The sequence below is a fragment of the Melioribacteraceae bacterium genome (assembly GCA_030584085.1).
In the GTDB taxonomy this organism is placed as follows: domain Bacteria; phylum Bacteroidota; class Ignavibacteria; order Ignavibacteriales; family Melioribacteraceae; genus SURF-28.
The window spans coordinates 3,647,981-3,673,642 of record CP129490.1 but is presented as its reverse complement, the minus strand read 5'-3'; the positions used below and the strand labels follow the sequence as shown (position 1 = coordinate 3,673,642).

25 protein-coding genes are annotated in these 25,662 nt (G+C 35.0%); 11 read left to right on the top strand and 14 right to left on the bottom strand.

The window, feature by feature from the left end; all coding sequences use genetic code 11:
* Window positions 1–15: 15 nt before the first annotated feature.
* From gyrB to dnaA, 5 genes are all read right to left on the bottom strand, one after another.
* Entirely contained in the window at window positions 16–1,983 is a 1,968-nt protein-coding gene (gene gyrB, locus QY331_16545; GenBank protein WKZ69573.1) for a DNA topoisomerase (ATP-hydrolyzing) subunit B, read from the bottom strand.
* Between the two features lie 23 nt (window positions 1,984–2,006).
* Window positions 2,007–2,288 (bottom strand): DUF721 domain-containing protein, encoded by a 282-nt coding sequence (locus QY331_16540; GenBank protein ID WKZ69572.1) that lies wholly within the window; start codon window positions 2,286–2,288, stop codon window positions 2,007–2,009.
* Window positions 2,275–3,396, bottom strand: coding sequence for a DNA replication and repair protein RecF (recF, locus tag QY331_16535; protein WKZ69571.1), 1,122 nt, complete (start codon window positions 3,394–3,396; stop codon window positions 2,275–2,277). The genes QY331_16540 and recF overlap by 14 nt, the downstream gene beginning before the upstream one ends.
* A 2-nt stretch (window positions 3,397–3,398) precedes the next feature.
* Complete coding sequence (dnaN, locus tag QY331_16530; GenBank protein ID WKZ69570.1) at window positions 3,399–4,526, bottom strand: DNA polymerase III subunit beta; 1,128 nt, start codon at window positions 4,524–4,526, stop codon at window positions 3,399–3,401.
* Window positions 4,527–4,870: 344 nt separating this feature from the next.
* Complete coding sequence (gene dnaA, locus QY331_16525) at window positions 4,871–6,298, bottom strand: chromosomal replication initiator protein DnaA (GenBank protein WKZ69569.1); 1,428 nt, start codon at window positions 6,296–6,298, stop codon at window positions 4,871–4,873.
* Window positions 6,299–6,724: 426 nt separating this feature from the next.
* On the opposite strand from dnaA, the gene QY331_16520 reads away from it, so the two are divergent.
* The 3 genes from QY331_16520 to QY331_16510 all read left to right on the top strand — a co-directional run bounded on the left by QY331_16520 (window position 6,725) and on the right by QY331_16510 (window position 8,663).
* Window positions 6,725–7,699, top strand: coding sequence for an asparaginase (locus QY331_16520; protein WKZ69568.1), 975 nt, complete (start codon window positions 6,725–6,727; stop codon window positions 7,697–7,699).
* A gap of 1 nt (window position 7,700) precedes the next feature.
* On the top strand, window positions 7,701–8,213 hold the full coding sequence (locus QY331_16515; protein WKZ69567.1) for a hypothetical protein: 513 nt from the start codon (window positions 7,701–7,703) through the stop codon (window positions 8,211–8,213).
* Window positions 8,214–8,297: 84 nt separating this feature from the next.
* Window positions 8,298–8,663 carry a VOC family protein gene (locus QY331_16510; protein WKZ69566.1) on the top strand — a complete coding sequence of 122 codons (366 nt, stop codon included), beginning with the start codon at window positions 8,298–8,300 and terminating at the stop codon, window positions 8,661–8,663.
* A gap of 45 nt (window positions 8,664–8,708) precedes the next feature.
* Here QY331_16510 and QY331_16505 read toward each other — a convergent pair whose 3' ends face one another.
* Complete coding sequence (locus QY331_16505; GenBank protein ID WKZ69565.1) at window positions 8,709–10,157, bottom strand: hypothetical protein; 1,449 nt, start codon at window positions 10,155–10,157, stop codon at window positions 8,709–8,711.
* A 151-nt stretch (window positions 10,158–10,308) separates the two neighbouring features.
* Here QY331_16505 and QY331_16500 point away from each other — a divergent pair, with 151 nt between their 5' ends.
* The 5 genes from QY331_16500 to QY331_16480 all read left to right on the top strand — a co-directional run bounded on the left by QY331_16500 (window position 10,309) and on the right by QY331_16480 (window position 16,171).
* Complete coding sequence (locus QY331_16500; protein WKZ69564.1) at window positions 10,309–11,037, top strand: DapH/DapD/GlmU-related protein; 729 nt, start codon at window positions 10,309–10,311, stop codon at window positions 11,035–11,037.
* A 126-nt stretch (window positions 11,038–11,163) separates the two neighbouring features.
* A complete protein-coding gene (locus tag QY331_16495) occupies window positions 11,164–12,972 on the top strand; it encodes a tetratricopeptide repeat protein (GenBank protein WKZ69563.1) in 1,809 nt (602 codons plus the stop codon).
* Window positions 12,973–13,321: 349 nt separating this feature from the next.
* The gene (locus QY331_16490; protein WKZ69562.1) at window positions 13,322–14,149 is read left to right on the top strand and encodes a GNAT family N-acetyltransferase; all 828 of its coding nucleotides are present in this window, start codon (window positions 13,322–13,324) and stop codon (window positions 14,147–14,149) included.
* Window positions 14,150–14,160: 11 nt separating this feature from the next.
* On the top strand, window positions 14,161–15,054 hold the full coding sequence (locus tag QY331_16485) for an alpha/beta hydrolase (protein ID WKZ69561.1): 894 nt from the start codon (window positions 14,161–14,163) through the stop codon (window positions 15,052–15,054).
* Between the two features lie 34 nt (window positions 15,055–15,088).
* Window positions 15,089–16,171: a class I SAM-dependent methyltransferase gene (locus QY331_16480; GenBank protein ID WKZ69560.1), complete on the top strand. Its 1,083-nt coding sequence runs from the start codon at window positions 15,089–15,091 to the stop codon at window positions 16,169–16,171.
* Window positions 16,172–16,440: 269 nt separating this feature from the next.
* On the opposite strand, the gene QY331_16475 is transcribed toward QY331_16480, so the two are convergent.
* The 6 genes from QY331_16475 to QY331_16450 form a co-directional block, all read right to left on the bottom strand.
* A complete protein-coding gene (locus QY331_16475; GenBank protein WKZ69559.1) occupies window positions 16,441–18,354 on the bottom strand; it encodes an AMP-binding protein in 1,914 nt (637 codons plus the stop codon).
* Window positions 18,355–18,368: 14 nt separating this feature from the next.
* Window positions 18,369–19,187 (bottom strand): hypothetical protein, encoded by an 819-nt coding sequence (locus QY331_16470; protein ID WKZ69558.1) that lies wholly within the window; start codon window positions 19,185–19,187, stop codon window positions 18,369–18,371.
* A 2-nt stretch (window positions 19,188–19,189) separates the two neighbouring features.
* Window positions 19,190–20,362, bottom strand: coding sequence for a DUF362 domain-containing protein (locus tag QY331_16465; protein ID WKZ69557.1), 1,173 nt, complete (start codon window positions 20,360–20,362; stop codon window positions 19,190–19,192).
* A 153-nt stretch (window positions 20,363–20,515) separates the two neighbouring features.
* Complete coding sequence (locus QY331_16460; protein WKZ69556.1) at window positions 20,516–21,349, bottom strand: helix-turn-helix domain-containing protein; 834 nt, start codon at window positions 21,347–21,349, stop codon at window positions 20,516–20,518.
* 146 nt (window positions 21,350–21,495) lie between these two features.
* Complete coding sequence (locus tag QY331_16455) at window positions 21,496–21,918, bottom strand: cupin domain-containing protein (GenBank protein WKZ69555.1); 423 nt, start codon at window positions 21,916–21,918, stop codon at window positions 21,496–21,498.
* Window positions 21,919–21,948: 30 nt separating this feature from the next.
* A complete protein-coding gene (locus QY331_16450; GenBank protein ID WKZ69554.1) occupies window positions 21,949–22,422 on the bottom strand; it encodes a DUF3237 family protein in 474 nt (157 codons plus the stop codon).
* Window positions 22,423–22,587: 165 nt separating this feature from the next.
* On the opposite strand from QY331_16450, the gene QY331_16445 reads away from it, so the two are divergent.
* Window positions 22,588–22,947 (top strand): nuclear transport factor 2 family protein, encoded by a 360-nt coding sequence (locus QY331_16445; protein WKZ69553.1) that lies wholly within the window; start codon window positions 22,588–22,590, stop codon window positions 22,945–22,947.
* A gap of 10 nt (window positions 22,948–22,957) precedes the next feature.
* On the opposite strand, the gene QY331_16440 is transcribed toward QY331_16445, so the two are convergent.
* Window positions 22,958–23,404 carry a heme-binding domain-containing protein gene (locus QY331_16440; protein ID WKZ69552.1) on the bottom strand — a complete coding sequence of 149 codons (447 nt, stop codon included), beginning with the start codon at window positions 23,402–23,404 and terminating at the stop codon, window positions 22,958–22,960.
* A 144-nt stretch (window positions 23,405–23,548) separates the two neighbouring features.
* On the opposite strand from QY331_16440, the gene QY331_16435 reads away from it, so the two are divergent.
* Entirely contained in the window at window positions 23,549–24,325 is a 777-nt protein-coding gene (locus QY331_16435) for a carboxypeptidase-like regulatory domain-containing protein (GenBank protein WKZ69551.1), read from the top strand.
* Here the strand turns inward: QY331_16435 and QY331_16430 are convergent, their stop codons facing one another.
* Window positions 24,326–24,835 (bottom strand): DUF4136 domain-containing protein, encoded by a 510-nt coding sequence (locus tag QY331_16430; protein WKZ69550.1) that lies wholly within the window; start codon window positions 24,833–24,835, stop codon window positions 24,326–24,328. It abuts the gene before it with no gap.
* 166 nt (window positions 24,836–25,001) lie between these two features.
* Between QY331_16430 and QY331_16425 the strand changes: the two genes are divergently transcribed.
* Complete coding sequence (locus QY331_16425) at window positions 25,002–25,652, top strand: carbonic anhydrase (protein WKZ69549.1); 651 nt, start codon at window positions 25,002–25,004, stop codon at window positions 25,650–25,652.
* The last annotated feature ends 10 nt before the right edge of the window (window positions 25,653–25,662 follow it).

Here is a 25,662-nt window from a genome sequence, read left to right as displayed (position 1 = left end):
TAATTAACATTTAAATTATATATCCAGATTTGCATACTTCGCATGTTTCTCAATCCACGCTCTACGAGGTTCTACTTGATCTCCCATCAACGTCTCAAATATTTTATTTGTTTCAACTCCCTCAAGCGTTACTTGTAACAATGTTCTTGTTTCCGGATTCATTGTTGTTTCCCAAAGTTGTTCGGGATTCATCTCGCCTAAACCTTTGTAACGAGAAAGTGTAACTCCTTTTGGAGTTCCATCATCCGATAATTCAACCTCTTCAGGATTTTCTTTCTCTTTTCCGTTTGTTTTGAATCTTTTTAAAATTCTATCTCTTTCTGCATCGTCAAACGCGTAATGTTCTTCTTTTCCTTTTTTAATTTTATAAAGCGGTGGTTGAGCAATATAAACTCTTCCTGTTGCTATTAATTCTTTCATATGTCTATAAATGAATGTGAGAAGAAGCGTTCTAATATGGCTTCCGTCAACGTCGGCGTCGGTCATAATAATAACTTTGCCATAACGTGATTTTTCAGGGTCGAAATCAGGTCCTACTCCTGCACCAATTGCCGAAATCATTGCTCGAATTTCTGTGTTTTCCAAAATTTTATTAATCTTGGCTTTTTCCACGTTTAAAATTTTTCCTTTTATGGGAAGTATGGCTTGAAATCTTCTATCTCGACCTTGTTTTGCCGATCCGCCCGCGGAATCTCCCTCAACTATGTAAATTTCGCAATGTTCAGGATCGGTTATCGAACAGTCTGCAAGTTTACCGGGAAGATTCATTCCATCAAGCGCGTTTTTTCTTCTTACAAGGTCACGTGCTTTTCTAGCAGCTTCTCTTGCTTCTGCGGCACGCTTACATTTATCAATTATTTTTTTTCCAATGGATGGATTTTCTTCTAAGAACTCAGCCAACTTTTCACCAACCAATGTTTCGACAGCAGACTTAACTTCGCTGTTACCTAGCTTAGTTTTTGTTTGACCTTCAAACTGAGGCTCCATAACTTTAACCGATAATACCGCCGTTAAACCTTCTCTAAAATCATCGCCCGTTAAGGAAATTTTACTGTTTTCTTTTATAAGATTGTTTTTATATGCATAATTATTAAATGTTCTTGTCAATGCTGTTTTGAATCCAACAAGATGTGTTCCACCTTCTATTGTATTAATGTTATTAACATATGTGTGAAGATTTTCAGAATAGGCGTCGCTATATTCAAAAGCTATTTCAACAGGAACACCGTCTTTTTCACCTTCTATATAAATAGGTTTGTGAAACGGAGTTCTTGTTTCATCAAGATATTTTACAAATTCGACTATACCGCCTTTAAATCTGAATTTTTCCTCGAGATTTTCATTTTCATCTTTTATTGTAATCGTTACGGTTTTGTTTAAGTAGGCGAGCTCTCTCATTCTTTCGGCAAGGGTTTCGAAGTTGAATTTGGTTACTTTAAAAATTTCTTGGTCGGGTTTAAAAGTAACCGTTGTCCCGGTTTCATTCTTTTTTGTTTTGCCGATTTTTTTTACCGGAGCTTTTGGAATTCCTCTTTCATATTCTTGAAAATAAATTTCGCCATCTCGTTTAACTTCTACTTTACACCACTCTGACAAAGCGTTTACTACAGAAACGCCAACGCCATGCAGTCCGCCGGAAACTTTATAGGAATCTTTATCAAATTTTCCTCCGGCGTGAAGAACTGTCATTACAACCTCCAAAGCAGACCTTTTTTCAACAGGGTGAATGTCGATTGGGATGCCTCGTCCTTTATCTTCAACGGTTACACTACCGTCTTTGTTAATGGTAACATTAATTGTATCGTTATAGCCACCAAGAGCTTCATCAATACTATTATCAACCACTTCGTTAACTAAGTGATGAAGTCCTCTCGCACTAACATCTCCGATATACATTGCCGGTCTTTTTCTTACTGCTTCCAGACCTTTTAATATATTTATATTTTTAGCGGTGTAGTTCTTTAAATCATTACCGTTTGCCACTGATTCACCTATTCATTAATTGCCTAAATAAATTTTATGTTTTTAATTACTTTATCACCTAAAAACTTATTGATCTTAGCTATCATTGCTTCTTTGTGAAGATTTAATTCGCTTCTCCAAACAGAATTTTCAGCATGAATAAAAAGAATATTTCCTTCAAACTTTTTTGCTACCGCCACATTTTTTAATTCGGGAAATACTTTATGAAATTCATCAACAATTGTATAACCCTCAACCGCGGTTCTAAATTTTTCAAAAGTTTTTTCTTTATTTAATATATCTGAGAAGCTTTTATAGTTGTTCATAACTTATTGTGCCGTTATCAACTTTTATAACTAAATCGCCATTACCGTTATATAATTTTTCCAATCGTCCGAAGTCAGTCATAGTGATAAATGCTTGACCTATTTCATTTAAGTAATCACTAATTTTTTGCGCGCGATAAGTGTCTAATTCGCCAAAGACATCATCCATCAGAAAGATGGGTGTAATGCCTTGTTTTTCTTTTATATAAAAAAACTCACCGAATCTTAACGCTATTTGAAATGTTTTATGCTGTCCCTGCGATCCGTATTTCCTTAATTCCATTCCGTTTATAGTAAAAAGAAAATCATCTCTGTGCGGACCTATTAGATTTGCAGCTCTTCGTATTTCGTTTTCTTGTTCTTGTTTTAATAGTTCGCTGAATCTTTCGGAAATATTTTCCAAACTTATATTGTTATCAAAAAACAGATATTCAATGCCAGGTGTTTCTTTACTGCCCATTATTTTAGAATATGACTCTTTTAAGAAATATTCATATTCATTGCAGAAGTTTATTCTATGTTTAATTAATTCACTTCCGTTTTTAACAAGAGATTCCGACCAAGCTTCCAGCTGCATTAATAAAGAGTGATCGTAACGCTCTCTAATTTCAGATAAAAGTTGAGAACGCTGTTTAAGTGTTTTATTATAATCTAAAAGAATTCTTAGATACGTTTCGCTCGATTGAGAGATAACTGAGTCAATAAATTTTCTTCTTTCGCCCGGACTCCCCATTGTAATTGCATGATCCAATTGAACCAACGTAACCACTGGAAACTTACCTATTAAGTCAGATGCTCTAGTAACAGATTTTTCATCTAGAAGTGTGTTTTTCCGGTTAGTTTCTTTTGAGAAGAGAAGTTGAACTTTGTTTTCAACCTTTTCTTTGAACCGCCCTTTAATCTCGAAATTATCTTTATTAAAAGAAACTACTTCTTTATCTAAGGCTTGGTTTAGGTTTTTGGTTGTGCATAAATAATAAATAGATTCCAAAATTGTTGTTTTTCCTTGTCCGTTGCCGCCTACTATATAATTCAATCTGTCAGAAAATTTAAGAACTGTGTTCGTATGTAACCTAAAGTTTACCAGCTCAAGATGTTTCAAAACCATTATTAATTATTTAACCTAACCGGCATTAATAACATCATTAATTCTTCGTTCTCTTTTTTCTTATCCGGTACAACTATAACCGCTTTAGTTGGCGAATGAAGTTTGAAAATAATTTCTTCTTCATCATCCAAATGATTTAGAATATCGTTTACATACGCGGAATTAAAACCTATTTCTATCGAGTCGCCTGAATATTTGCATTCAATATTTTCGTTACCGGATGCCCCTAAATCCAAATCTTCTGCGGATATTTCTAAGTTATTATTTGAAATAGAAAACTTAACTCTTCTTGTGTTGGATGTTGAGAATAACATCATTCTTTTGATTGCATTGTGTAATTCTTTTGTTTTGAGTTTAAGTTCAAACTCGTTTTCTAATGGAATCACACTTTGATAATCAGGGTATTTTTGCCCGATTAATCTTGTAATTAATTCCATATCATTTAAAGTAAACGACATATGAGTTTTACTCATAAAAATTTTCACATCCTTAGAATCAAGTACTTTCAAGAGAACTGAAACAGCTCTTTCCGGAACAATGTACTGTTCCACTTTATCATATTTAATTTTCTTATTGAGAAGGTTTGAGAGTCTATGACCATCGGTTGCAACTACTTTTAATCCATTTTCTTCAAAATCAAAAAGAGTTCCCATCATAGCCGGACGCATTTCTTCTTTGCTCATTGCAAAAGATGTTTTTTCAAAAGCGTACCGTAAATCATCGCCTTTCAATGTTATTTGTGAAACATCCTCTCCGCCGTTTGCCGGGAAAACAGGAATATCCGGAAACTCTTTTGGATCAATATAACTTAGAGTGTATTTTCCGTTATCTGTCTTTAAATTAATTTTCCCTTTATCTCCTGTAGTAAATACAATTGTTGTTTCTTTTAATGATCTAACAACATCATAAAGAAGTTTAGCAGGCACAACAGCTTCAAAATTTTCTTCAGCAACAACATTTAGAGAGGACTTTAATGATATCTCTAAATCTGTTGCGTGAATTGTTAATTTACCTTCTTTTATTTCTAACAAAAAATTCTCTAAGATAGGCATCGGAGTTCTTGTCGGAACTGCAGGGATAATCTTGGTAAGTAGTTTTTCTAGCTCTTTGCTGTTGACCTTAAATTCCATTTTTCCGCTCCAAATTAAAACCCAAATATATCAAAATAGACGCTATAATTCAATTTAAGAATGCTTATCAACAATTACCCAGACACTATATTTATTAATGTTTTATAGATATATAAAGTAATAATAAATACAAGGATGTGAATTTGTTAATAACTGGTGAATGCTTTGTTTTTAAGCTGAATAGTGGCTAAGTAAATTCTAAATAATGTGGATAAAATATTTATATCAAAAAGGTAATTCACAACCCAAAAATAAGTCATATTTATTAACAAGTTAATACCAATACACTAACAACTTATCAACATAAAAAACGAGAAAAATTTTTTGAAAAATACAGGTTGAGTTTAAATGCTCATCTCAATTTTGTTTTTTAATTCATCAATAGATTGTTTTAATTGTTTGTCAACTAAAAGCAATTGCTCTATTGTATTATGAGCGTGAATTACTGTAGAGTGGTCTCTTCCGCCGAAATGCAAACCTATTGTTTTAAGAGAAGATTTTGTGAGAATTTTTGAGAGATACATTGCAACTTGTCTGGCGATAACGACTTCTTTTTTTCTATTTTTCTCACGGACTCTATTTTCATCAACACCAAAATGTTTACATACGTTATTGGTGATAAACTCAATTGAAATGTTTACTTGACGTTTGGTAGAAATTTCTTTTACTGTTTTTTTGGTCAGTTCGAAATCTATTTCTTTTCCATTTAAAGAGGAATTTGCAAGCAGTTTTATTAAACAACCCTCTAGTTCTCTAATATTTGAGGTGATGTTGTGAGCAATGTATTCTAATATTTCATTCGGTAAGTTAATTCCAAAACTGTTGCTTTTGTTTTTAAGAATAGCAATACGAGTTTCAAAATCCGGAGGTTGAACGTCGGTAGTTAATCCCCAAGAAAAACGAGAGATTAGTCTTTCGTTTAATCCTTTTAGTTCTTTTGGTGGTTTGTCGCTGGATAGAATTATTTGTTTGCCTGACTGATGAAGCGTATTAAAAATATGAAAGAATAAATCTTGAGTTTTTTCTTTTCCTATTAGAAACTGAATATCATCAATTATTAAGCAATCCATAGATTTATAACGGTTGGAAAATTCATTAACGCTATTTGATTGAATTGCTTCAACAAACTCAACAGTAAATAAATCTGAAGAAAGATATATAACTTTTTTATTGGGATAATATTCTAAAATTTTATTTCCAATGGCCTGAATCAAGTGAGTTTTACCTAAACCGACACCTCCATAAATAAAAAGAGGATTAAAAGAAGTCTCGCCGGGGTTTTCGCCTACCGCGTAGGCAGCAGCTCTCGCAAGTTGATTGCCCTCGCCTTTTATAAAATTTTCAAAGCGATATCTTGGATTTAGATATGTTTCAATGTGTTCGTCATTCGCTTCTTCGTTAGAGACGGCCTTCTCAACAAGAACCTTTTCTTTTTTTTCACTATTAATTATGGTATTATACTCATCTTCGTTCTTTTTATCGTCTAAAACAGAATAAATTAATTTCCCATTTGAACCTAAAACCTCAACTATTGTTTTCGAGATTAATGTATTGTAATGCTCGTCTATCCACTCAATAAAAAAACCGTTTGGTACTTGAACGCGAAGAGTGTTTTCCGATAGGTCAATGGGTTTTATAGGAAGAAACCATGTGTTGTAAGTAATATGAGGAACGTTTTCTTTAATTATAGATAAGCACTCTTTCCATGCAACGGTGCAATCGGTATAGATGTTGATGTTTTTTAGGCTGGGTTTAAAATTAAGTTTATCCACAATTATTAAATCGAAAAAGAAATTGAAAAATTAGAACAATTATTTAAATATTTATAACAAACATACGTTTATCAACAAGATGTTAACATTAATTAAATCAGGTAAGTCATTAGATTTTAACGACTTGTAAAGCGGGTTTTTAGAATTACCCACAAAACCAAAATTTAACAGAGAACAAAGGTTAATAAAGTTTATGCGTGAAACGTTTCACAGAAACAAGTTGTCAACAAGTTATCAACAAGCCCGCAGCGCATCTTTCGCGAGTCAATAATATGACTTTGATAGCTTATGCGCAAATTAATTCTTAGATGTTTTGATAAGTTGTTAATTGTAAATAAAATAAAATTTTTATATGAAGAAAATTCTTTAGCTTATCATAAATTTGCATAACACAAAATAACTTTTTGAACGAGGAATAAAAATAGAATGAAAAATATTTTAATCGTATTTGTTGGTGGAACGTTCTCAATGAAGATAGATGAAGAAACCGGAGGAGCCATTCCGTTTTTTCATGGCGATCAATTGCTCGAAATGATTCCGGAGGCAAAAGAGCTTGCGCAAATTTCTATATATGATTTTGGGATGTATCCCGGCCCCCATATGACGCCGGAATTGATGTTAGAGCTTTCCAAAGAAGTGCGAGAAAGAATTATTCAAGAAAATATAGACGGTGTTATTATAACTCACGGAACAGACACGTTAGAAGAGACGGCATATCTTCTTGATTTAACAATAAAAACGGACAAACCGATTGTTGTAATTGGCGCAATGAAGACCTCTTCCGAAGCTGATTGGGACGGACCAAAAAATTTACTTGATGCAATGAGGATAATTAATTCACCAAACAGTTATGGAATGGGAGTGCTTGTATGTCTTAATGGTGAAATAAATGCTGCAAGCGAAGTAACAAAAACACACACAGAAGATATTGAAACTTTTCATAGTTTGGATTTTGGGGCACTTGGATTTATAGATAGAGGAAGAGTAATTTTTAACAGAACACCAAGAAAATTGGAAACAATAGAAACAGAAAAAATAAACTCAAACGTTGATCTTATAAAAGTTCATGCCGGCATGGGGGAAAAGTTTTTTAAGTTTTCAGCAGATTCAGGTGTTGACGGAATAGTCATCGAGGCAATGGGAGTGGGTAATGTTCCGCCAACAACATTTGAGGGAATTAAATACGCAGTTGAAAAAGGAATCCCGGTGGTTTTAACCTCACGATGTCCCTCCGGTGAAACGCTCGATATTTATAGTTATCCAGGCGCAGGAAAATGGTTAAAAAAATTAGGAGTAATTTTCACCGATTATTTGAACGGACAGAAAGCAAGAATAAAATTGATGCTTTGTCTTGGTTTAACTAAAGACATAAATAAACTTCGAGAATTAATAGAAGAGTAAATTGGAAAACATAAAACCATGGATAGGCTCAATTGCTCTGTTGCCAATATCTATTTGGCTTACAATAAATGCCGGCGATTTTATATTTATTTTAGATCACTTTAATCTGCTTATTCACGAAGGTGGACACGGAATATTCAGTTTATTTGGAAGCTTCGTTTATACTCTTGGCGGAACACTAATGCAAATTATACTACCGCTGCTTTTTGTTTATTTTTTTATGTCTCACCGAAAAAATTTTGGTACACAAATTTCATTTGTTTGGCTGGGACAAAATTTAATGAACATCAGCGTTTATGTTGCCGACGCACAAGAAAGAAACCTTCCTCTTCTCGGAGGAAACAAAGTTTATCATGATTGGTATTTTCTTTTGGGAAGAGTAGGTCTATTAGAATACGATAATCATATAGCGATAGGATTTTATTTTCTGGGAATTGTTTTTTTCATTTTAGCCTTATTGATTCCGCTATTAATAAAGGAATACAAAGAAGCAAATATTGAGTTAAATCTCTAAAAAACTGTGGCAAATCAAAAGAGAAATTCCTAAACTTAGATCGCTAGTCTGCTAATAAGAACACATCAACAAATAGGGGGAATTATGAATCCGGTCGGTTGGTTTGAAATACCTGCATCAGAGATAAATGAATCGAAATCATTTTACGATTTTATTTTTGATATCGAGATTCAAATTAATGATTTCGATGGACTTATAATGGGTTGGTTTCCGTTTGATCACGAAAAACCCGGTTGTTCCGGGGCGTTGGTTCAAAACGAAGGATATACACCGTCTCACGAAGGAACGATGGTTTACTTTTCGGTTGAGGATATTGAAACCACTCTCGAAAAAGTAAAAGAGAAAGGCGGAAAAGTTATAACCGAAAAAATGAGTATCGGCGAATATGGATTCGTCGGACATTTTGAAGATATTGCAGGTAATAGAGTAGGACTTCACTCAATGAAATAAATTTTATTTGTAGAGACACAGCAAGGCTGTGTCTCTACGGTAAACTTAATTCTTCTCTAAAATTATTTGTTTGTTATAAGGATCAATCGTAAAAACAAAACTGTTTATAAAATCGGGACCAATATCACCAGCCGCAGCTAAACCGCAGGCTAAATTACCCAAAACAAAATTGGATTCAAGTCCGCCGGAAACTGTGTAAGTAAAGTCACCGACTTTAATTTCCGCATCAAGTTTTGTAACGGGGTAATCTTCGCCTTTCCATTTTACAAAACCCTCATAAGTAGAAATTCCCAATCTTCTTGTAGCAAGAGAGTTAAAGTTTACATCACGCGAACCGGTTTCTAACATCATCTCTATTTTCTTTCCGTTCACTTCGCAAGGAATGAACATCCATCCTTTTCTTACTTTATATGGTACTTTGGTGTGATTCTCTTCGGGCAAATTGCTTATATAATCTTCTAAAGATTCTCTGTTATGAATTAAGACAACCTCTTCTTTTGAATTAATGGTGATAGCGGAATTAAATAATAAAGGAGAAAAGACGCCATCTGCTAAAGTCAAGCCGCCCTCAAAATACTCTACAAGGAAATCATCAACACGAGGAATTTTTAAATTAATCAGTTTTCCAATTACATCAGCCGGCTCACTCATATAATTATATTGAATTCCCTTTTCGATGTCATAAATTTGATTCCCTTCCAAACTATCACCCAGCGATTTATTATGTATGCTGAAACCGTATCCGTTTGTACCGGTATCAAAACCCATTTTTAGAGTTATACCGTTTTCAGTAACAAATTGCATTCCGGGCTGGGCCCCGCACTGCTCGTACTTAACTGCGAATGATGAATCTAAACTGTAATGAATGTTTCTGTCTTGCAAGAAGGAAAGCCGATTGAAATCCTTTTCCATTTTGTAGATCGATTCATTCCGCAGCATTGTTAAGTATTTCAATGCTGTTTTATAATCTCGATCATAAGAATGATAATAAATTGCTAGTAGAGGAAGATATTTAAGAGGTGTTATTTCTCTAATTTCGCTTAGAGTTTTTTCAGCATTTTCAAAATCACCGTTATCTAATTTAACGATCCAGTCTAATAATTTTAATTCACTAATAGTAGGAAACTCTTCCAATTTTGTGTTTAATCGTTTTCTTGCACTATATTCACCGATCATAACGTCGACATGTAATTTCAATAAATCAGCATAAAACTCACCGTTATTGTTTTTTAACTTGTCAATTACATCATAAACTTTAATGTTGCCGTAATTGACGAGTATAGTACCATAAAAATATTTTAAATAATTGTTTTTCGGATATACCTTCATCAACGAATCAATCTTGGTAATTGCAAAACGAATATCACCCATGTTTAATGCAGATTCGGTTTCTGCATCTAGCTGAAGTTCTTCAGTATTCGATTTTTCATAACAAGAAGTTGCAAGTAAATTAAAAGAGAGCAAAAATAAAGCAGCAATGATTCTTAAATACATTTTCAAATCCCCCCGGATTATTATTAAAGCAAGATTAGTCTTTTGACGAAAAGGACAACGTGTTTGTTTTTGAAGATTCCCAAATTCTTTATACATAAGTGAAATCTTTTTGGTTATTTTTAAAATGAATAATGAAATGAGAGAATAGAAAATGAATAAGTACCGCGGCATGTCTCCTGAAGAATCAATCAAAGCTGTAACAATAGAAATTATCGAACGTGCAATTAAGCTCGGTAAGAAACAGAACCGTGAAATTTTCATTAGTAAAACATCCGGCGGAAAAGGAACAAGTGTTTTCGAATTAAATCCTAAAACAAAAGAAGGAAAAGAAAATCTAGAGAAATTTTTAACTCCGGTTAGGAGACATTATACGTTTAGCGGTCTCGGTTCCCCTGAAGAAAAAAACGCAATCAATTGGCGCGTGCTTAATCTACCGTTTAGAAGAAGATTACTTTTGCAGTTTCAAGTCGCGGCAACATTTTTTATGAAAGGAATTCCGTTCAAAAATAAATTTTACCGATGGATGGGTGCACATATCGGTAAAGGCGCTGAAATTATGCAGCTTGTTTGGCTCGATCATTTTAGACCCGAATTAATTTACATTGGTGAAAATACAGTTCTCGGAGCATTTACAAGATTAACCGTTCATGCTTACGAGGGCGCCGGAAAATTTAGATATGGATTAATTACAATCGGTAAAAATTGTATGATTGGCGCCGGAACCGGAATGGGTCCAATAGATATTGAGGACAACTCACGCACACTTCCCGGGGCAACTCTCTCACCATATCTTTCAAAGATTAAATCCGGTTCTGTAGTTGGTTGGGATCCACCGAATGTGAAAGAACCGAAAGAAGAACAAGATCAAATTATACCATAAGCTTTTTTTACTCAATCTTAGCAGAACAAAAAGCTTAATTCCCATAAACGAACAAATCAAAAGACAAAACGTCTCAATAAATACTGAAAAATTTGTAAATTAAAAGGAATAATTACTGTGAGTGCAATGAGTGATGCAATTCAAATAAAAAACACTCTATGCTTAGCCGTGTTGCCGTTCGATAATTTGACTGGTGACATTGAGAAGGATTATTTTTCGCGCGGTTTTGTAGAAGATCTAATCACAGACCTATCCCGGTTTCCATCACTGCAAATTATTTCATCACACACATCGCTCTCGGAAAAACTTATTCCTGATAAAACTTCTGCCGAAAAATATAATGTCAATTATTTTTTAAAGGGAAATTTAAGACAAATCTCCGGGACGATTCGCATCAACACTCAACTCTTCGATCCGGTCAATCAAGCCGTGTTATGGGCGGAAAGATATGATGCTCCGGTCGAAAATGTTTTTGAAATACACGACAGTATAATAGAAAAAGTTGTAAGCGCACTTTCAATTTTAATTGATGAAAAAAGATTAGCAGAGATTCGCAAGAAAGAAATAACACAACTTGAAGCATATGATTGTTGGCTTCGCGGTTATGAATATTTGAGAAGAGGCTCTCTCAAGGATGATGAGAAAGCTCGGGAGTTTTTTAATCGAGCGCTTGAAATAGACCCGCACTATGCAAGAGCGTATGCCGGACTTTCGCTTTCGTATTTTAATGAGTGGACTTGTCAATTTTGGGATCGCTGGCAAGATACTTTGACTTCGGCTTATAACTATGCAGAGAAAGCGAATCAATATGGTTCAAACGATCATTTGGTGCAGATGATTTTGGGAAGAGTATTACTTTACAGAAGAGATTTTGATGCAGCAGAAAAATTCATCAATAAAGCACTCGATCTTAATCCTAACGATGCCGATGCTTTAGTTCAATTAGCTAACAGCAAAGCCCTTTTAGGTGAGACAAAAACCGCAGTTGAACTGTTTAATAAAGCGGTTAGATTAAATCCGTTTCATCCTCAATGGTATAATTTGTACGGAGCAATTTGTCATTTTGCTGCCGAAGATTATGGCACGTCAATAAAGTTAGCCGAACAAATTCCACCGATTATGTGGGTTGATTTGCCTGCATATCTTTCCGCAGCAAATACTTACGAAGGCAATTCTGAAAAAGCGTCATACTATATAAAGCTATACTTAAAAAACTTTGTTGAAAAAATCACATATGGAAGAGAACCTTTGCCCGGAGAAGCTTTTGATTGGGTGGTGGCGGTTAATCCTTACAAATATGAAAAAGACATTCAACGATTAATGAATGGATTAGAAAAAGCCGGACTCGCTCAAAACGAGAAAGGAACTAATTATTCGTTGATTGAAAAAAGAATTAACAATGAAAGCAGGCAAAACGTATTTAAGAGATCGGAAAGCTTTTGGGTTATCTCGTTTAATAATCTTACGGTACAATTACCAGAGATGAAAGGGTTCCTCGATATTGTAAAACTTATAGATAATCCAGAAAAGGAAATTCACTGTTCTGATTTAATGGGAAGTATTACAAGCACTGATCGTGGAGTTGAAGCAATCGATGAAAAAGCAAAAAGAAAGTATTACGCAAAAATAAACGAACTTCAGGATGAGCTACGTGAAGCTGAAGAAATGAACGATATCGGAAGAGCCGACTTGATCACCAACGAGTTGAATCAAATATTAGATCATCTTTCCCAGTCAACAGGCCTGAAAGGAAGAGCACGCAAACTAGCCGATCCTTCGGATAGGGCAAGAGCTGCAGTTACGCTTAGAATAAAAAGCGCAATTCAAAAAATTGAAAACGTACACCCTTCGCTTGCAAAACATTTCCAAAATAATATTAAAACTGGAACGTTTTGTGTCTACTCACCGGAGAATTCCGTTCAGTGGGAGTTGTAAAATTAATAGTTTGTTGTGAACAAACCATCAGTTTAGGGATCTATTCAGAACAGAAGAATAAAGGGTAAAAATGGAACGCAGATAACACAGAAAAAACAGATAAACACAGATTTTTATCTGTGTGAATCCATAGTTTCAGTGTGATCAGTGTTCCATTAACACTTTAGTTGAAGCATTGCTTTTTCAGAGAAGAGACCGCTGGATGAGTTCTTGCAAATTAGAGGGATATGCAATGCTCCCTTAATCTGACTGTATATTAATCCACCCAAAATATTTCCTTACACCCCGCTTTACAATGTAAGCCGACATCTTACGCCTTATAGGTAGAAACAAAAATATTGAGGAAGAGATGGAAGCGGTTTCATTAGAAAGAGAATTTATAAAACAACTTGAAAATCAAGAAGCGCAATATTGGAGCGATTACTATATATGTTGCAAATCTCCAATACAGGAAAAACTTGGTGTCTCAATGAATATAATCAACGGAGCATTTTGTTTTGCTATTGCCAAAACCGACCGGCTTGCATTTAATCGCGTGTTGGGTATTGGACTTGAGTACGAAATAACCGACCAGCAATTAAAAGAAATTATAAATTTTTATAAACAAGTCGGGACAAACAGATTTATGATTCAAGTCAGTCCTGCCGCTTTTCCCGAAAATAATGAAGAGCTATTGCTGCGCAATGGGTTCATTCGGTATAATCAATGGGCAAAATCATATAAAAAATTGGTAAACGAAATTGAGATTCCCAAAGCCAAGCTAAACCTAGAAAATTTAGAACTTTCAAACATAGAAGAATTTGAAAACGTTATAAAGCTCGCGTTTGAGTTCGAATATGATTCTCATTTATTGATAAGCAGAACTTACAAGAAGCCGGGATGGAAACATTACCTTGCAAGAGAAAATGGTAAAGCGATTGCGGCTGCTTCTATGTTTTTCTGCGGTAAAGTTGCATCGCTTGCAATAGGCGGAACCATTCCCGAAGCCCGTGGCAAAGGGGCTCAAAGTTTATTGATTGCACAACGGCTAAACGATGCTTACAGAACCGGTTGTGAATATGTAGTCGTTGAGACTTCGGAAGATTTGCCGGATAAACCTTCACAGTCTTACAGAAACATAATTAAAGCCGGATTCGAAACGGCTTATTTGAGACCAAACTATGTTTATAATTTTTAATTGGAGGAACGATGAACACGATTCAACAAATAGCGAAATACTTTTTCAAATTAATAATTCTTGGAAGCCTATTCTTTATGAAAGTAGAATCGGCAGAAATTAAAACAGATATATTCGAAGAGAAAATCGAAATAGTTAACGGACTTAAAGTTAACTACAGGATTGCCGGAAATGGTCTCGCCTTGTTGTTTCTTCACGGGTATACGCTAAGCGGAAAGCTGTGGGATCCGTTCATAGAAAAACTTTCGCAAAACTTTACTGTAATAATCCCGGATTTACCTGGCCACGGAAAATCCGACGAAGTAAAAGGCAAATATACTTTTGAAAAGTTTGCCGAAGTGATGATCGGTTTATTAGATCAACTTGATGTTAGCGAAGTTAATGTGGTAGGACACAGCGGTGGAGGAATGACGATATTGAATATGGTTAAACAAAAACCGGGACTCGTTAAAACAATGACCTTGATTGGCTGCGCTCATAAATTCACGAAAGAAGGAATAGAATTTACAAAGCATGACACTTTTGAAAATTTAAGCGAGGAATTGAAAGTTTTTTATAGAGAAATTCATCCAAACGGAGATACACAAACCAAAAAATTATTTGACCAAATGTTTCCACTACTATTGGCATATAATAATTTCGATATCTACTCAAAGGAATTAGAAGAATCAGAAACCAGATCTTTAATCATAATGGGAGATAAAGATTATTACTTCAAACCCGAATACGCTGTTGAAATGTTCAACGCTCTTCCAAATTCACAACTGTGGATAGTTCCAAATCAAGGGCATCTTCCTTTTAGAGAAGACTGGGGTGGCTCCGAAGCAGTAGAAAGAATTTTTGTTGATGAAATAGAAAAAATTATTAACAGTAACAAACCATCAGTCAATCTTGGATTGAATTAAAAAACAAGTATTATAAATTAAAGGAGAATTTACAATGTGTTTAGTTCATCAAATAGATACACAAAAAAAAGAAAACTTTGCGGAAAAATTACTCGGTACTTTGAATCAAGGTGCGTTGAGTGTAATGATTTCAATCGGACACCGTACTGGACTTTTTGATGTAATGAGCGAACTTCCGCCGTCAACATCCGAAGAGATAGCAAGAGCCGCTGGATTAAGCGAAAGATATGTCCGAGAATGGCTCGGCGCAATCTTAACCGGATTTGTCGTGGAATATGATTCCGATACACAAAGATATCGTCTCCCGCAAGAGCACGCCTCTTTCTTAACAAGAAAAGCTGCTGCTGATAATATTGGTGTCTTTGCGCAGTATATTCCGCTGCTTGGAACAATAGAAGATAAAGTAATCAACTGTTTCAAAAACGGTGGAGGTGTTCCTTATTCGGAATATGATCGGTTTCAAGATGTTATGTCGGAAGACAGCAATCAATCGGTTGTCTCATCTTTGCTTGATGTTATTCTTCCGGCAATACCCGGAATCGTCGATAGACTTGAAGAAGGAATAGAAGTAATCGACTTAGGCTGCGGAAGAGGCAACGCGATTAATTTGATGGCAAAGACTTTCCCAAAAAGTAAATTTCTCGGTTATGACTTAAGTGAAGAAGCAATTGACTATGCAAAAAGACAAGCTGAAAAACAGGCATTAACAAACGTTACTTTTGAAGTAAGAGATCTAACCGATTACAACATTACGGCTCAGAATAATAAATTTGATTTTGTAACAACGTTCGATGCTGTTCACGATCAAGCAAGACCGGATAATCTTTTGGCAGGAATTTATAAATCACTTAAAGAAGACGGTATTTATTTAATGCAGGATATTTCAGCTTCAAGCGAACCGCATAAAAATATTGATCATCCGATGGGAACACTGCTATACACTGTTTCGACAATGCACTGCATGACCGTTTCACTTGCACAAGGCGGACTTGGTCTCGGTACAATGTGGGGAAGAGAAAAAGCTATGGAAATGCTCAAGGAAGTTGGATTCACAAATATCGAGATAAAGAACTTCGAGCACGATTTTCAAAATGATTATTACATAATTAGAAAATAATATCACAACTCCCGTCTCTACTATTGGCAGGAATAAGTTCCGGATAGAATATGAGGCGGGATGTTAATATAAAACGATGATGAAATTAAATGAAATGAAAACAAATTCTGAAAATAAGGCTTTAGTCTACTGCATATTAAGCGTTGCCTTAAGTTTAGTACCATTGCTGTTTTTATACTTAACAGAAGTTCACGGCAAAAACTTATTTACGATAGTTATTAAATCCTTGTTTACTATACTCTGAAAATAATTTTACGTAATCTAAATCCTTATTCATCAAACCGTTCAACAATTTTCATGTTTTGATGGTTGTAAACATCTTTTCCTTCAGGTGTATATAAATATTCAATTCTGTTTTGATAGAACTCTGTAATCTTTCCCCGCACCATTTTTAATGTGCTGTTCATAAATTGATTTTGTTCAGTGAAACCTTCGCCGAGTAAAGCAAAAGTTGTTGGCAACCATCGTTCTGGGAATTCATTTTCGTACTCACCGCCGGACTTAAACTTGTCAATATCTTTTTGAACTATTTCTATCGCTTTTGTTTGTCCTTCTTTCGTTTGAATAGATAATGAGTATTTTTTCAATTCATTTTTTATTGCTTCTTTATTCGGGACAATCAAAGCGATGGTGTATGGATTTTGATTGTTGTGCAACATTACTTGTTCAATAAAATTTGATTTTTCCACAAGCGCTTCTTCAATTCCTTCTGGAGAATATTTTTCGCCGTCGCTTGCAATCAATAAACTTTTAAATCGACCTAGTACATATAAATATCCGTCAGCATCAAGATATCCCATATCGCCGGTGTAAAGCCAACCATCTTTTATTGTTTCGTTGGTTGCTTTCTCGTTTTTCCAATATCCCTTCATTACATTTTCACCTTTGCAGACGATCTCGCCTTTTTGTCCGGCGGGAACTTCTATTCCGTCTTCGTTGCAAATTTTTACTTCGAGATTCACGACAATCTTACCGGAAGAACCGAGTTTGTGTTGAGCGGGAACGTTTGCTGAAATAATAGGCGCGGCTTCTGTCAATCCATATCCTTGAAACATCGGCATTCCGATCGCATAAAAGAATTTTTGTAATTCAATATCAAGCAAAGCACCGCCGCCGATAAAAAATTCTAATCTTCCACCGAACCCTTGTCTAATTTTACTAAAGAGAATTTTATCGTAAAGTGAAATCAAAGGTTTCTTTAATTTTTTGAATCCTCTTCCCTTGTCGCAGCCGAGTCCGTTATAATCATAAGCGGTTTCGAGGGCTTTGTTAAAAAGCTTTTCAACTTTTTCTCCTTTTGCTCTAATTCCCGCCTCAATATTTTTCTTAAAGTTTTTGGCAAGAGCCGGAACGCTTAACAGAAACGTTGGTTTAATTTCTTTTATGTTTTGAGGAATGTTGCGTAAAGTTTCAATAGGTGTGCTGCCGACTTGTATTGAGGCCATCGAAGCACCATTTTTCATAAGAGTGTATATTCCGGCGGTATGCGCAAACGAATGATCCCAAGGAAGAATTAAGAGCGAAATATAAGATTCGGGAATTGGTAAAAGAGCGGTCGCTTGTTCAATATTTGCTGTATAGTTGCGATGAGTCAAAATAATTCCTTTCGGATCGGCAGTTGTGCCGGAGGTATAACAAATATTTGCGCTGTCATTTTCTTTTATTGATTGCCAAGTTTGATTGAAGAACTCCTCGTTATTTTGTAAATAGTCTTCCCCAATTTTGAATACTTCATCTTTTGTGATTTCATCATCGTGCAAATCCGAAACATTATCTAACACAATAATCTTTTCTAAAATCGGCAAATCATTTTTGATGCGACGAATTTTTTGCAAGTGGTTTTTTGATACAACAACAAACTTGGATTCCGAATGAGCGATACGAAATTTAAGATCATTCGGCTCATCAATTTTAACAGAGATAGGAACATTAACTCCACCACAATACAAAATTGCAAGTTCACTCATTACCCAATCATTTCTTCCTTCCGAAATTAAAGTTGCGCGGTCTCCTTTCTGCAAACCGAGCTTCATAAGTCCGGCAGCAAACTTATAAACAAGTGATTTCATCTCACCATATGTCAGAGGGTCATACTTGTCGGTTTTCTTTTCCCACATCAATGGATTGTTTGAATATTTTTTTACACTTTCTTCGAATAAGTTTGGGAGAGTTCGTTCAATCACGTCAGCCTCTTAAGCTATTTTAATATTTTGTCTATTGCGGGTTGATCCAAGTTTGTTTCGAGTAAAACATACTCTGTCTGTGAAATTGTTTCAATAATTTTGAAGTGCTTATATGTTGATATAAATCTGCCTGCAGCTTCCTCCGAACCAAAGTCAATTAAAGCAGTATTTATAAAACCGTCATCAGATTTAATAGGAAGCAAAACAATTTTATAATTATTTGTATCAGCGAAATATTTTTCCCATCTTGGAAAACCGTTTTGTAAACCAAGCTTACCTTTTATCAACTTAATCTGATTCTGAAAAGACTCAAACCTAGGTTGTTGAAAATATTCCGGGACAATAAAGTTTTGTAAACCGATTTTAGTCAGAAAGTTTTCTAATAAACTTAGAGAATAGTTTTGCGCTTCGGTATCACCGGATTGATTTGAAATGGAGAAATAAAATCTCCCAACCGTAGCTTGTATTTGGTGCGAAGTAATACAAATATGTTTAACGAGAGTATCGGTTCTTGCACAATTAAATTTATTGATGGAAAAAATTCCGAATGCTTCTTCTAATCCTGTCATACCATAAACTTCAACCCGATATATGTTATCGTCATAATTTATCTCTTGAAGTAAAGTTCTATCAAGCCCGTATTCGAGATAAAGATCTGCACCGCCGTTTATTAATCCCCAAAGTTCTTCTCCAATATAAAATTCAGTCCTTGTGATCTCTCCACCATCTACATCTTCTTGATAAAGCCGAGGAAACTCATTTTGTTGTGCACCTAATGACAAGCCAAGAATAAATACAAGGAATATGAGAGTATATTTTTTTTTGTTATTCATAATTAAGTCAGATCTATTTTGTTGAAGTCAATTTTATTGTTATCAGCCACGCCAAGGTTTAAGTTTTCAGCCATCTTCAAAAAAGCAGAACCGCGGGGTGATTCTTCTTCCTGCAATCCTTCTTCGATTCGTTTTTTAGTAACTATGTTTAATCCAACTCTATCAACAGCAACGGGATCTGTTCCGATTAGTATGGTATTATAATTTGTAAAGAATTGCGGAACGGCAGAGGGTCCTCCGTTAAAACAACCCTTAATTCCGTCGACAATATTTAAAACAACTTTATCTCGCAACGGAGGAAAAGCACAAACTTCCGCAACTGTTTCCGACCAAAGTTTTTCGTGAAGTCGTCCGGTGTTTGTAATTGCACCATAAGATAAGTTCTTCATACAAAGCGTAACCGAGGTTCCGGCATTTTTGAGTATTGGTATGTTTATAATTTTATCACACATCTCTGTAACAATTTTTGTGAAGTAAGAATACTTGCCGGTGTTTACCATATAAGGTAAAGTTTCCGGACGGTATTCCGCTTCAACATCTGCCCAGTAATACCAATCTTTGTCAATCATTCTTAGTGAATACAGCTCTTCGTTTTCATCATACATTGTTCCGTTTTCACCTTTGCGTTCGGTTCCAATAATTTTAATTCCCGGAAAAATCTCTTCGGTTATTCCCGACTCAAAAATTTGTTCTTCACGCCTATCCCATATAATTAAATTGCTTCTCGGAATACCCGCCTCTTCAAGTTGGTTAACTATTGCGAGTGTAACTTCGACCGAAGTTGATAATGTTGGTCCTGCAACGGGATTGACTTTCAATCCAATTTTGTCATTTTTGTTTACAAATTGCAGCCAAGCTTCTTTAATAGATACTGCTCCCGTAAGAGTTAACATTCCTTCCGCAATCATTTTGTAAATAGCATCATATACAATCTTGTTTTCAACAACGGGATTGGAGTGATTTACTTGTACAACTTTTCCGGGATACTTGCCCGGCATTGAGTTTTCATTGCGGGGATGTTTTAATGCATCTTCAATATTTGTTTTGGGCTTGTCTTCTTCTTGTAAAGTCTTTGCAATTTTTTCATTCGTGAGTATTGGAGATAACGCAAATCCGGCACCTGTTAAAGACGAAATTTTGAAAAAGCTTCGTCTGGAAAGTTTGTTCGATTTCATTTTCGATTCCTTATTTGTAGTAGAAGGAAAAGTTGAGACGTGTAATTTAGTTATTAGTTCAATAATTTATTAGTCAACAAACAAGGCTTGGGGTCTGATTAAAAACGATTTTTACTTTTGTGTCGGTTGGTTATTGGCGATGTGAAATAATTATTATTTGGATATTTCAGAAGAGTTGGGGTTTATAATAAACTCATCGAGTTCATTTATGAATACTTTCGGAGCTTCACCGGTGAATTTTTTGAAATCTCGAATGAAATGAGCTTGATCAGAATAACCGCAAATGTATGCAAGATAACTGAGCTCAACCTCTTTACCTTCTTTTATTATTCGATTTACTTTGTTAAGTCTTGCTAATCGCATATAACTTTTGGGGGACATTCCGACTTTCTGTTTGAACTCCCGCTCTAATTGACGTTTGCTAATGAATACTTTACTTGCCAACTCGTCAACTGTTATTAAACCATCGGATTTTCGAATTAAGTCTGCAGCCTTGTTTAGGTAATACAAATTAATTTTACTTCTGCTAAAATTTTTTCTAAAAAACTGTTCGGTTAAAAAAATTAGTTTTTTGATATCATTGATTTCTCTTAACACTTTACAGTGATCGCGAAACTTGTGCATTGACAAGCTTTCTAAATCGGTATAGTTTTCGCTGAATTCCGATACCGGAATTCCGAATAGCTGATAAAATCCTTCCGGTTTGAACCGCACTCCAAACACATTAACGGCTCCCTTAAAATTCACTTCATAAGGAAGAGAGTATAACCCAATTAATAAAAAATCCGGCGAGGAGGTAAACGTTGATGAATCCAATAATTCACAATGTAAATCCGAAAGATGAATAATTAACTCTACATATCCGTTAGGCACAACTCTTTGCGAAAAAAGTTTGACAGATTTTGTATTAAAGGATCCACCCCAAAAATATTCAATATATGGGGAAAGATCAGGTGAAGGGCGATATTCTTGAATGGTAACACTCACGCAGTTATAGAATTAAGCAGATTTCTTAGATTGACCAATCGGTTCTCAATTAAAATTATTTCTATGTATAATAGACGGGGATTGATGAAAAAAGTTCTTTTGTCTTAATATGTTTTTCAAACAATCCCCCGGCTTCTTCTGACAGTTTAAGCAGTCATTTGAGCAGTATCTACTATGTTTGATTCAGTCGGAAGCCAAGTATTATCGAATGTAGCAACGATATTACTTGCCCCTCCAAAAAATCCAAGAACTTTGACTTTGTCTTCGCCGACATTTTTTAAGTTATGCGAGAGCATTTCAGGAACTAATGCCATACTGTGCTTTGAAACGATATTACATTCATTTCCAACCGTAACTTCTGCAGTTCCCTCCAAGATTAATAAGGTCTCCTCGGCGCTGTCAGTGTGGCTCCCGAGCTCTTCGCCCGGATTAAGTTCGAAATAAACCGCGGCACTTTGCTTGGCACCGTGAACACCGAGCAGCGGGAATGTAGCTTTACATCTTTGTCTTGGGTTATTGACAGAAGTAAATTCATTTAGTGATAAGTTGTTAAGATCTATTTTTAACATTGTTTTGCTCCTTAGTTATTATGGTAATAATTAATTCGTGTAACACTTCATTGAAACATTTCCTTGAACCATATCAACAATACCCACCGCCCAAATTTGTTTTTGATTGAGCCAATTATATTCCTGTGAATTTGTTAAAAAACTTAAATTCAGATTTAACTTAGCGGTTCCGTCGGGATTTGGATTTGAAACTCCGGACTCTTGAATGTGAATCATCACACCATCATCTGTTAAAATCGACGCTTGAATATTCAATTCAAACTTGCCGTCGCTTCTAACATAAAGGTAATCAACGCCTTTGATGTCTCCGTTAATTTTTTCGCCAAAGACCTTTCCTTCAAAGGCAATATTAAATCTAGTTCCTTGCGGAGGCAAAACAACGTTGCCTGAAATTAAATCTTCCCAGCTTACACCAAATTCGGTTATTTCTGTAAGACTTATTTCTTCGTCAAATAGATGTTTTACCGCAGAATTTATATCGAGTGATTTAGTGATTGTTTCCATTTATGTAACTCCTATTTTTTTGAATGAAAAATCATAGGACAAAATTATAATCGAAAAGAAAGGATTGATTGAAAAAATGCGACATATTAATAAAGTTTTTAAGGATTGCAGATTTTTTTGTATCATTAATTTTAAAGAACCTATTACTTAAATAGAGGTTAATAAATGAACGATTCACCAAAAGAAATATTAAAACAGTGGGTTAAGCACTTCAACAATGCTGATGTTGAATTACTTATAAGTTTATATGCCGATGATGCCGTAAATCATCAAGTGGCAAATGAACCAGTAAAAGGTAAGGCGGCAATTAAGGAAATGTTCGAAAACGAATTTGCTCAAGCAAAGATGACTTGCATTGTTGAGAATATATTTGAAGATGGTGAGTGGGCAATATTGGAATGGAAAGATCCGCTCGGTTTAAAAGGCTGCGGATTCTTTCATATCGTTAACGGAAAAATAATTTTTCAAAGAGGTTACTGGGATAAACTTTCTTTTTTAAAGATGCATAATTTACCGATAGAGTAAAATAAAATTGTTATTCTTTCAAATTATCTTCTCTGTTGAAAGTAGCTTTCAATCCTGCAATAAATTTCTGTTTTTGATCATTATCTAACTTTGCTTCAGGATGAAGCGGAAGATAAATCGGTAATGGCATTTTATCTCTTTCAACTTCTTCGTATGCTTCGACTGCATTTTTCATACCCTCGGCTATTGAAACGTTAAAGTGTCTTCTTCCTTTTTCAACATCACTTTGAATTAACCAAGAAGCCGGTGCAATGTTGCTGTACCAAGGCCATTTTGTTTCGTTGCTGTGGCAATCGGCACATGCATTATAAAAGGTTTCTTTTGTTTGTGGACTGTCCCACTCAACAATATATGTAACTGGCGGATTATCGTGATCTCTTCCATATGGATAAAATTGTATAAGCACAATAAGTGCGAGCAGTACAATTAATATTTTAAACCAAAGTTTTGATTTCATAATTCCCTCCAAGCAGACATAAATAATTTTTGTTAAAAGATATTTATAAAAAAAATAAATTAACACTCTTTTCTTTGTTCTGTAAAAAGAAGAAGGTATTTTAATAACTCATGAATTTTTTGTTTGAAAATCCTAGGGGTTAAAATGTTTGCAAGAGTAGTTTTTCTTACTTTGTTTGTTGTTGCGTTTATTGGATGCAGCGAAGAATCAAGCACAGAAGTCAGCAAGTCATCTATCTTTGGAAGAGTAACTTTCCTTGACGGAAGTTCTGCGGGAAATGCTCAGATAAGACTTATTGTTACAGAGAGCAATCAAAATAAATTTACCAATACCGATCAGAATGGGAATTATAGATTTGACGATCTTGCTGGTGGTAATTATGAAATTGGCTTCACAAGCTTGTCATACGACATAAACTCGTATCGTTCTGAAGAAATTTCACTTTCCGGCAATAATGTTGAACACAATTTTAATATCACTTACAACATGCTTGATGAACTTAAGGTTTTGGTTGTAAACGACAGTTTGTTTTTTATTCAATTTCAACCTGAAGGAGCAAGAATAGGAAACAACACAACGGCAGTAAGTAAATTGTTAGGATATTATAGACCAAACGCCGAAACTAATATTACCCTTGAATGCGATGTTTATGAAGTTCCGAATGATGTCGTCTGGGAAGAATCAACATGGCTTACACCGAAATATGTTAGAGAAAATTTTGTGCACTCCATGAGTTTGACAGAGACAGCCAGCAATTTTAATTACAGTGTTGAAATTAGCGGTGAAAATATAGCAAGGATTGTGTCTAATCCTTCAAATGGTTTTGTGTTTATAAAAAAATCCAACGATGATAAAATTTTAAAAGTACCATGTGTGGATTTCAATAACAATGATTTTGGATTTAGAATACAATACAACTAGTTAATTTCTTATTCCCATCATTTCTTTTGGCGGATAAAGCGATAATATTTTACGAACGCTTTCTTTAATTTTCTCTTCGAGATTTTCCGAAGTTAAAACGTTTTTACTCCAACCGCGCCAAACAATCTGGTTGGTATTAATATCTACAAAATCTATAATCAACATTCCCTCTTCAGCTGAGTCAAAATAATCGTTCCAATCCTTGAGACTCTCAACGTTTTCATAAACATTATCGTTCAATGCAGTATGCCAAGTTATGCCAAAATCAGCGCGGTGTTCGTTTTTTCCGACACCACTTTTTGTCAACTCGCTTTCTATTGCTTCTCTAACTAAGTTAAACGTAAGTGACGGCATGGCGACGCCGTTGGGTCTTTGGGGAAGTGTCTTGATGATTTTATATGAAGTATACTCTGTAAAATTGAAAGCGCTATCATAATCTGAATTTACAGTTATTGTCGAACACGAAGTAAAGAGTAAAATGATAAACAAAAACAGAATCGATCGAGACATAAGTTTCCTTTTAATTAAGAATTTGCTTTCATAAGTTAAGACCTCTTGTTGAGAATAACCATGCTGATAAAAAATTTTGACTTGTGTCGATTAACGGATTATATTCTCAGTATCCTTTCTCAGCCATAAGCTTTGACAACTAATAATAATTTATATAGGAGTTTACATGAATCGACTTACATACTTTTGCATATTTCTACTTTTCTCTTCTTTTGTCATTGCCCAAAATACTCTAACACCCGATCAATCATTAGAAGAACTTAAAGCGGGTAATAAAAGATTTATAAGCGGAGAATTTTCAACTAAAAATTACATGGCCGAAGTAGAGGAGACAGCCCACGGGCAAAACCCCTATGCTGTAATTGTAACTTGTTCGGATTCTCGTCTTCCGGCTGAAATAATTTTTGATGAGTCAATCGGAAAACTATTTGTAATCCGATTGGCAGGAAATGTGGTTGACAGCGCTGCGCTTGGAAGTATTGAATACGCCGTTAAATATCTTAACTCGAGTTATATATTAATGTTAGGACACACTCATTGCGGCGCTGTTCATGCTGTAGTTGGAGGAGGAAGTTATTCTCCATCAATAACTGCTCTCGCAAAAAAGATTGTACCAGCATTTGAAAATGTTAAATTAAAAAATGTTGACGAAGAAGATTTATTAGAAGAAACAATAGAAGAAAATGTTCATTTGCAATTAAAAGTCATTTCATCACTGAGCGAAATAGTATCTACCCGTGTTGCTGAAGGCACGGTTAAAATTGGCGGCGGTGTTTATGACATATCTACCGGCAAGATTCATTTTTTGGAAGATTAGACTTTCTAAA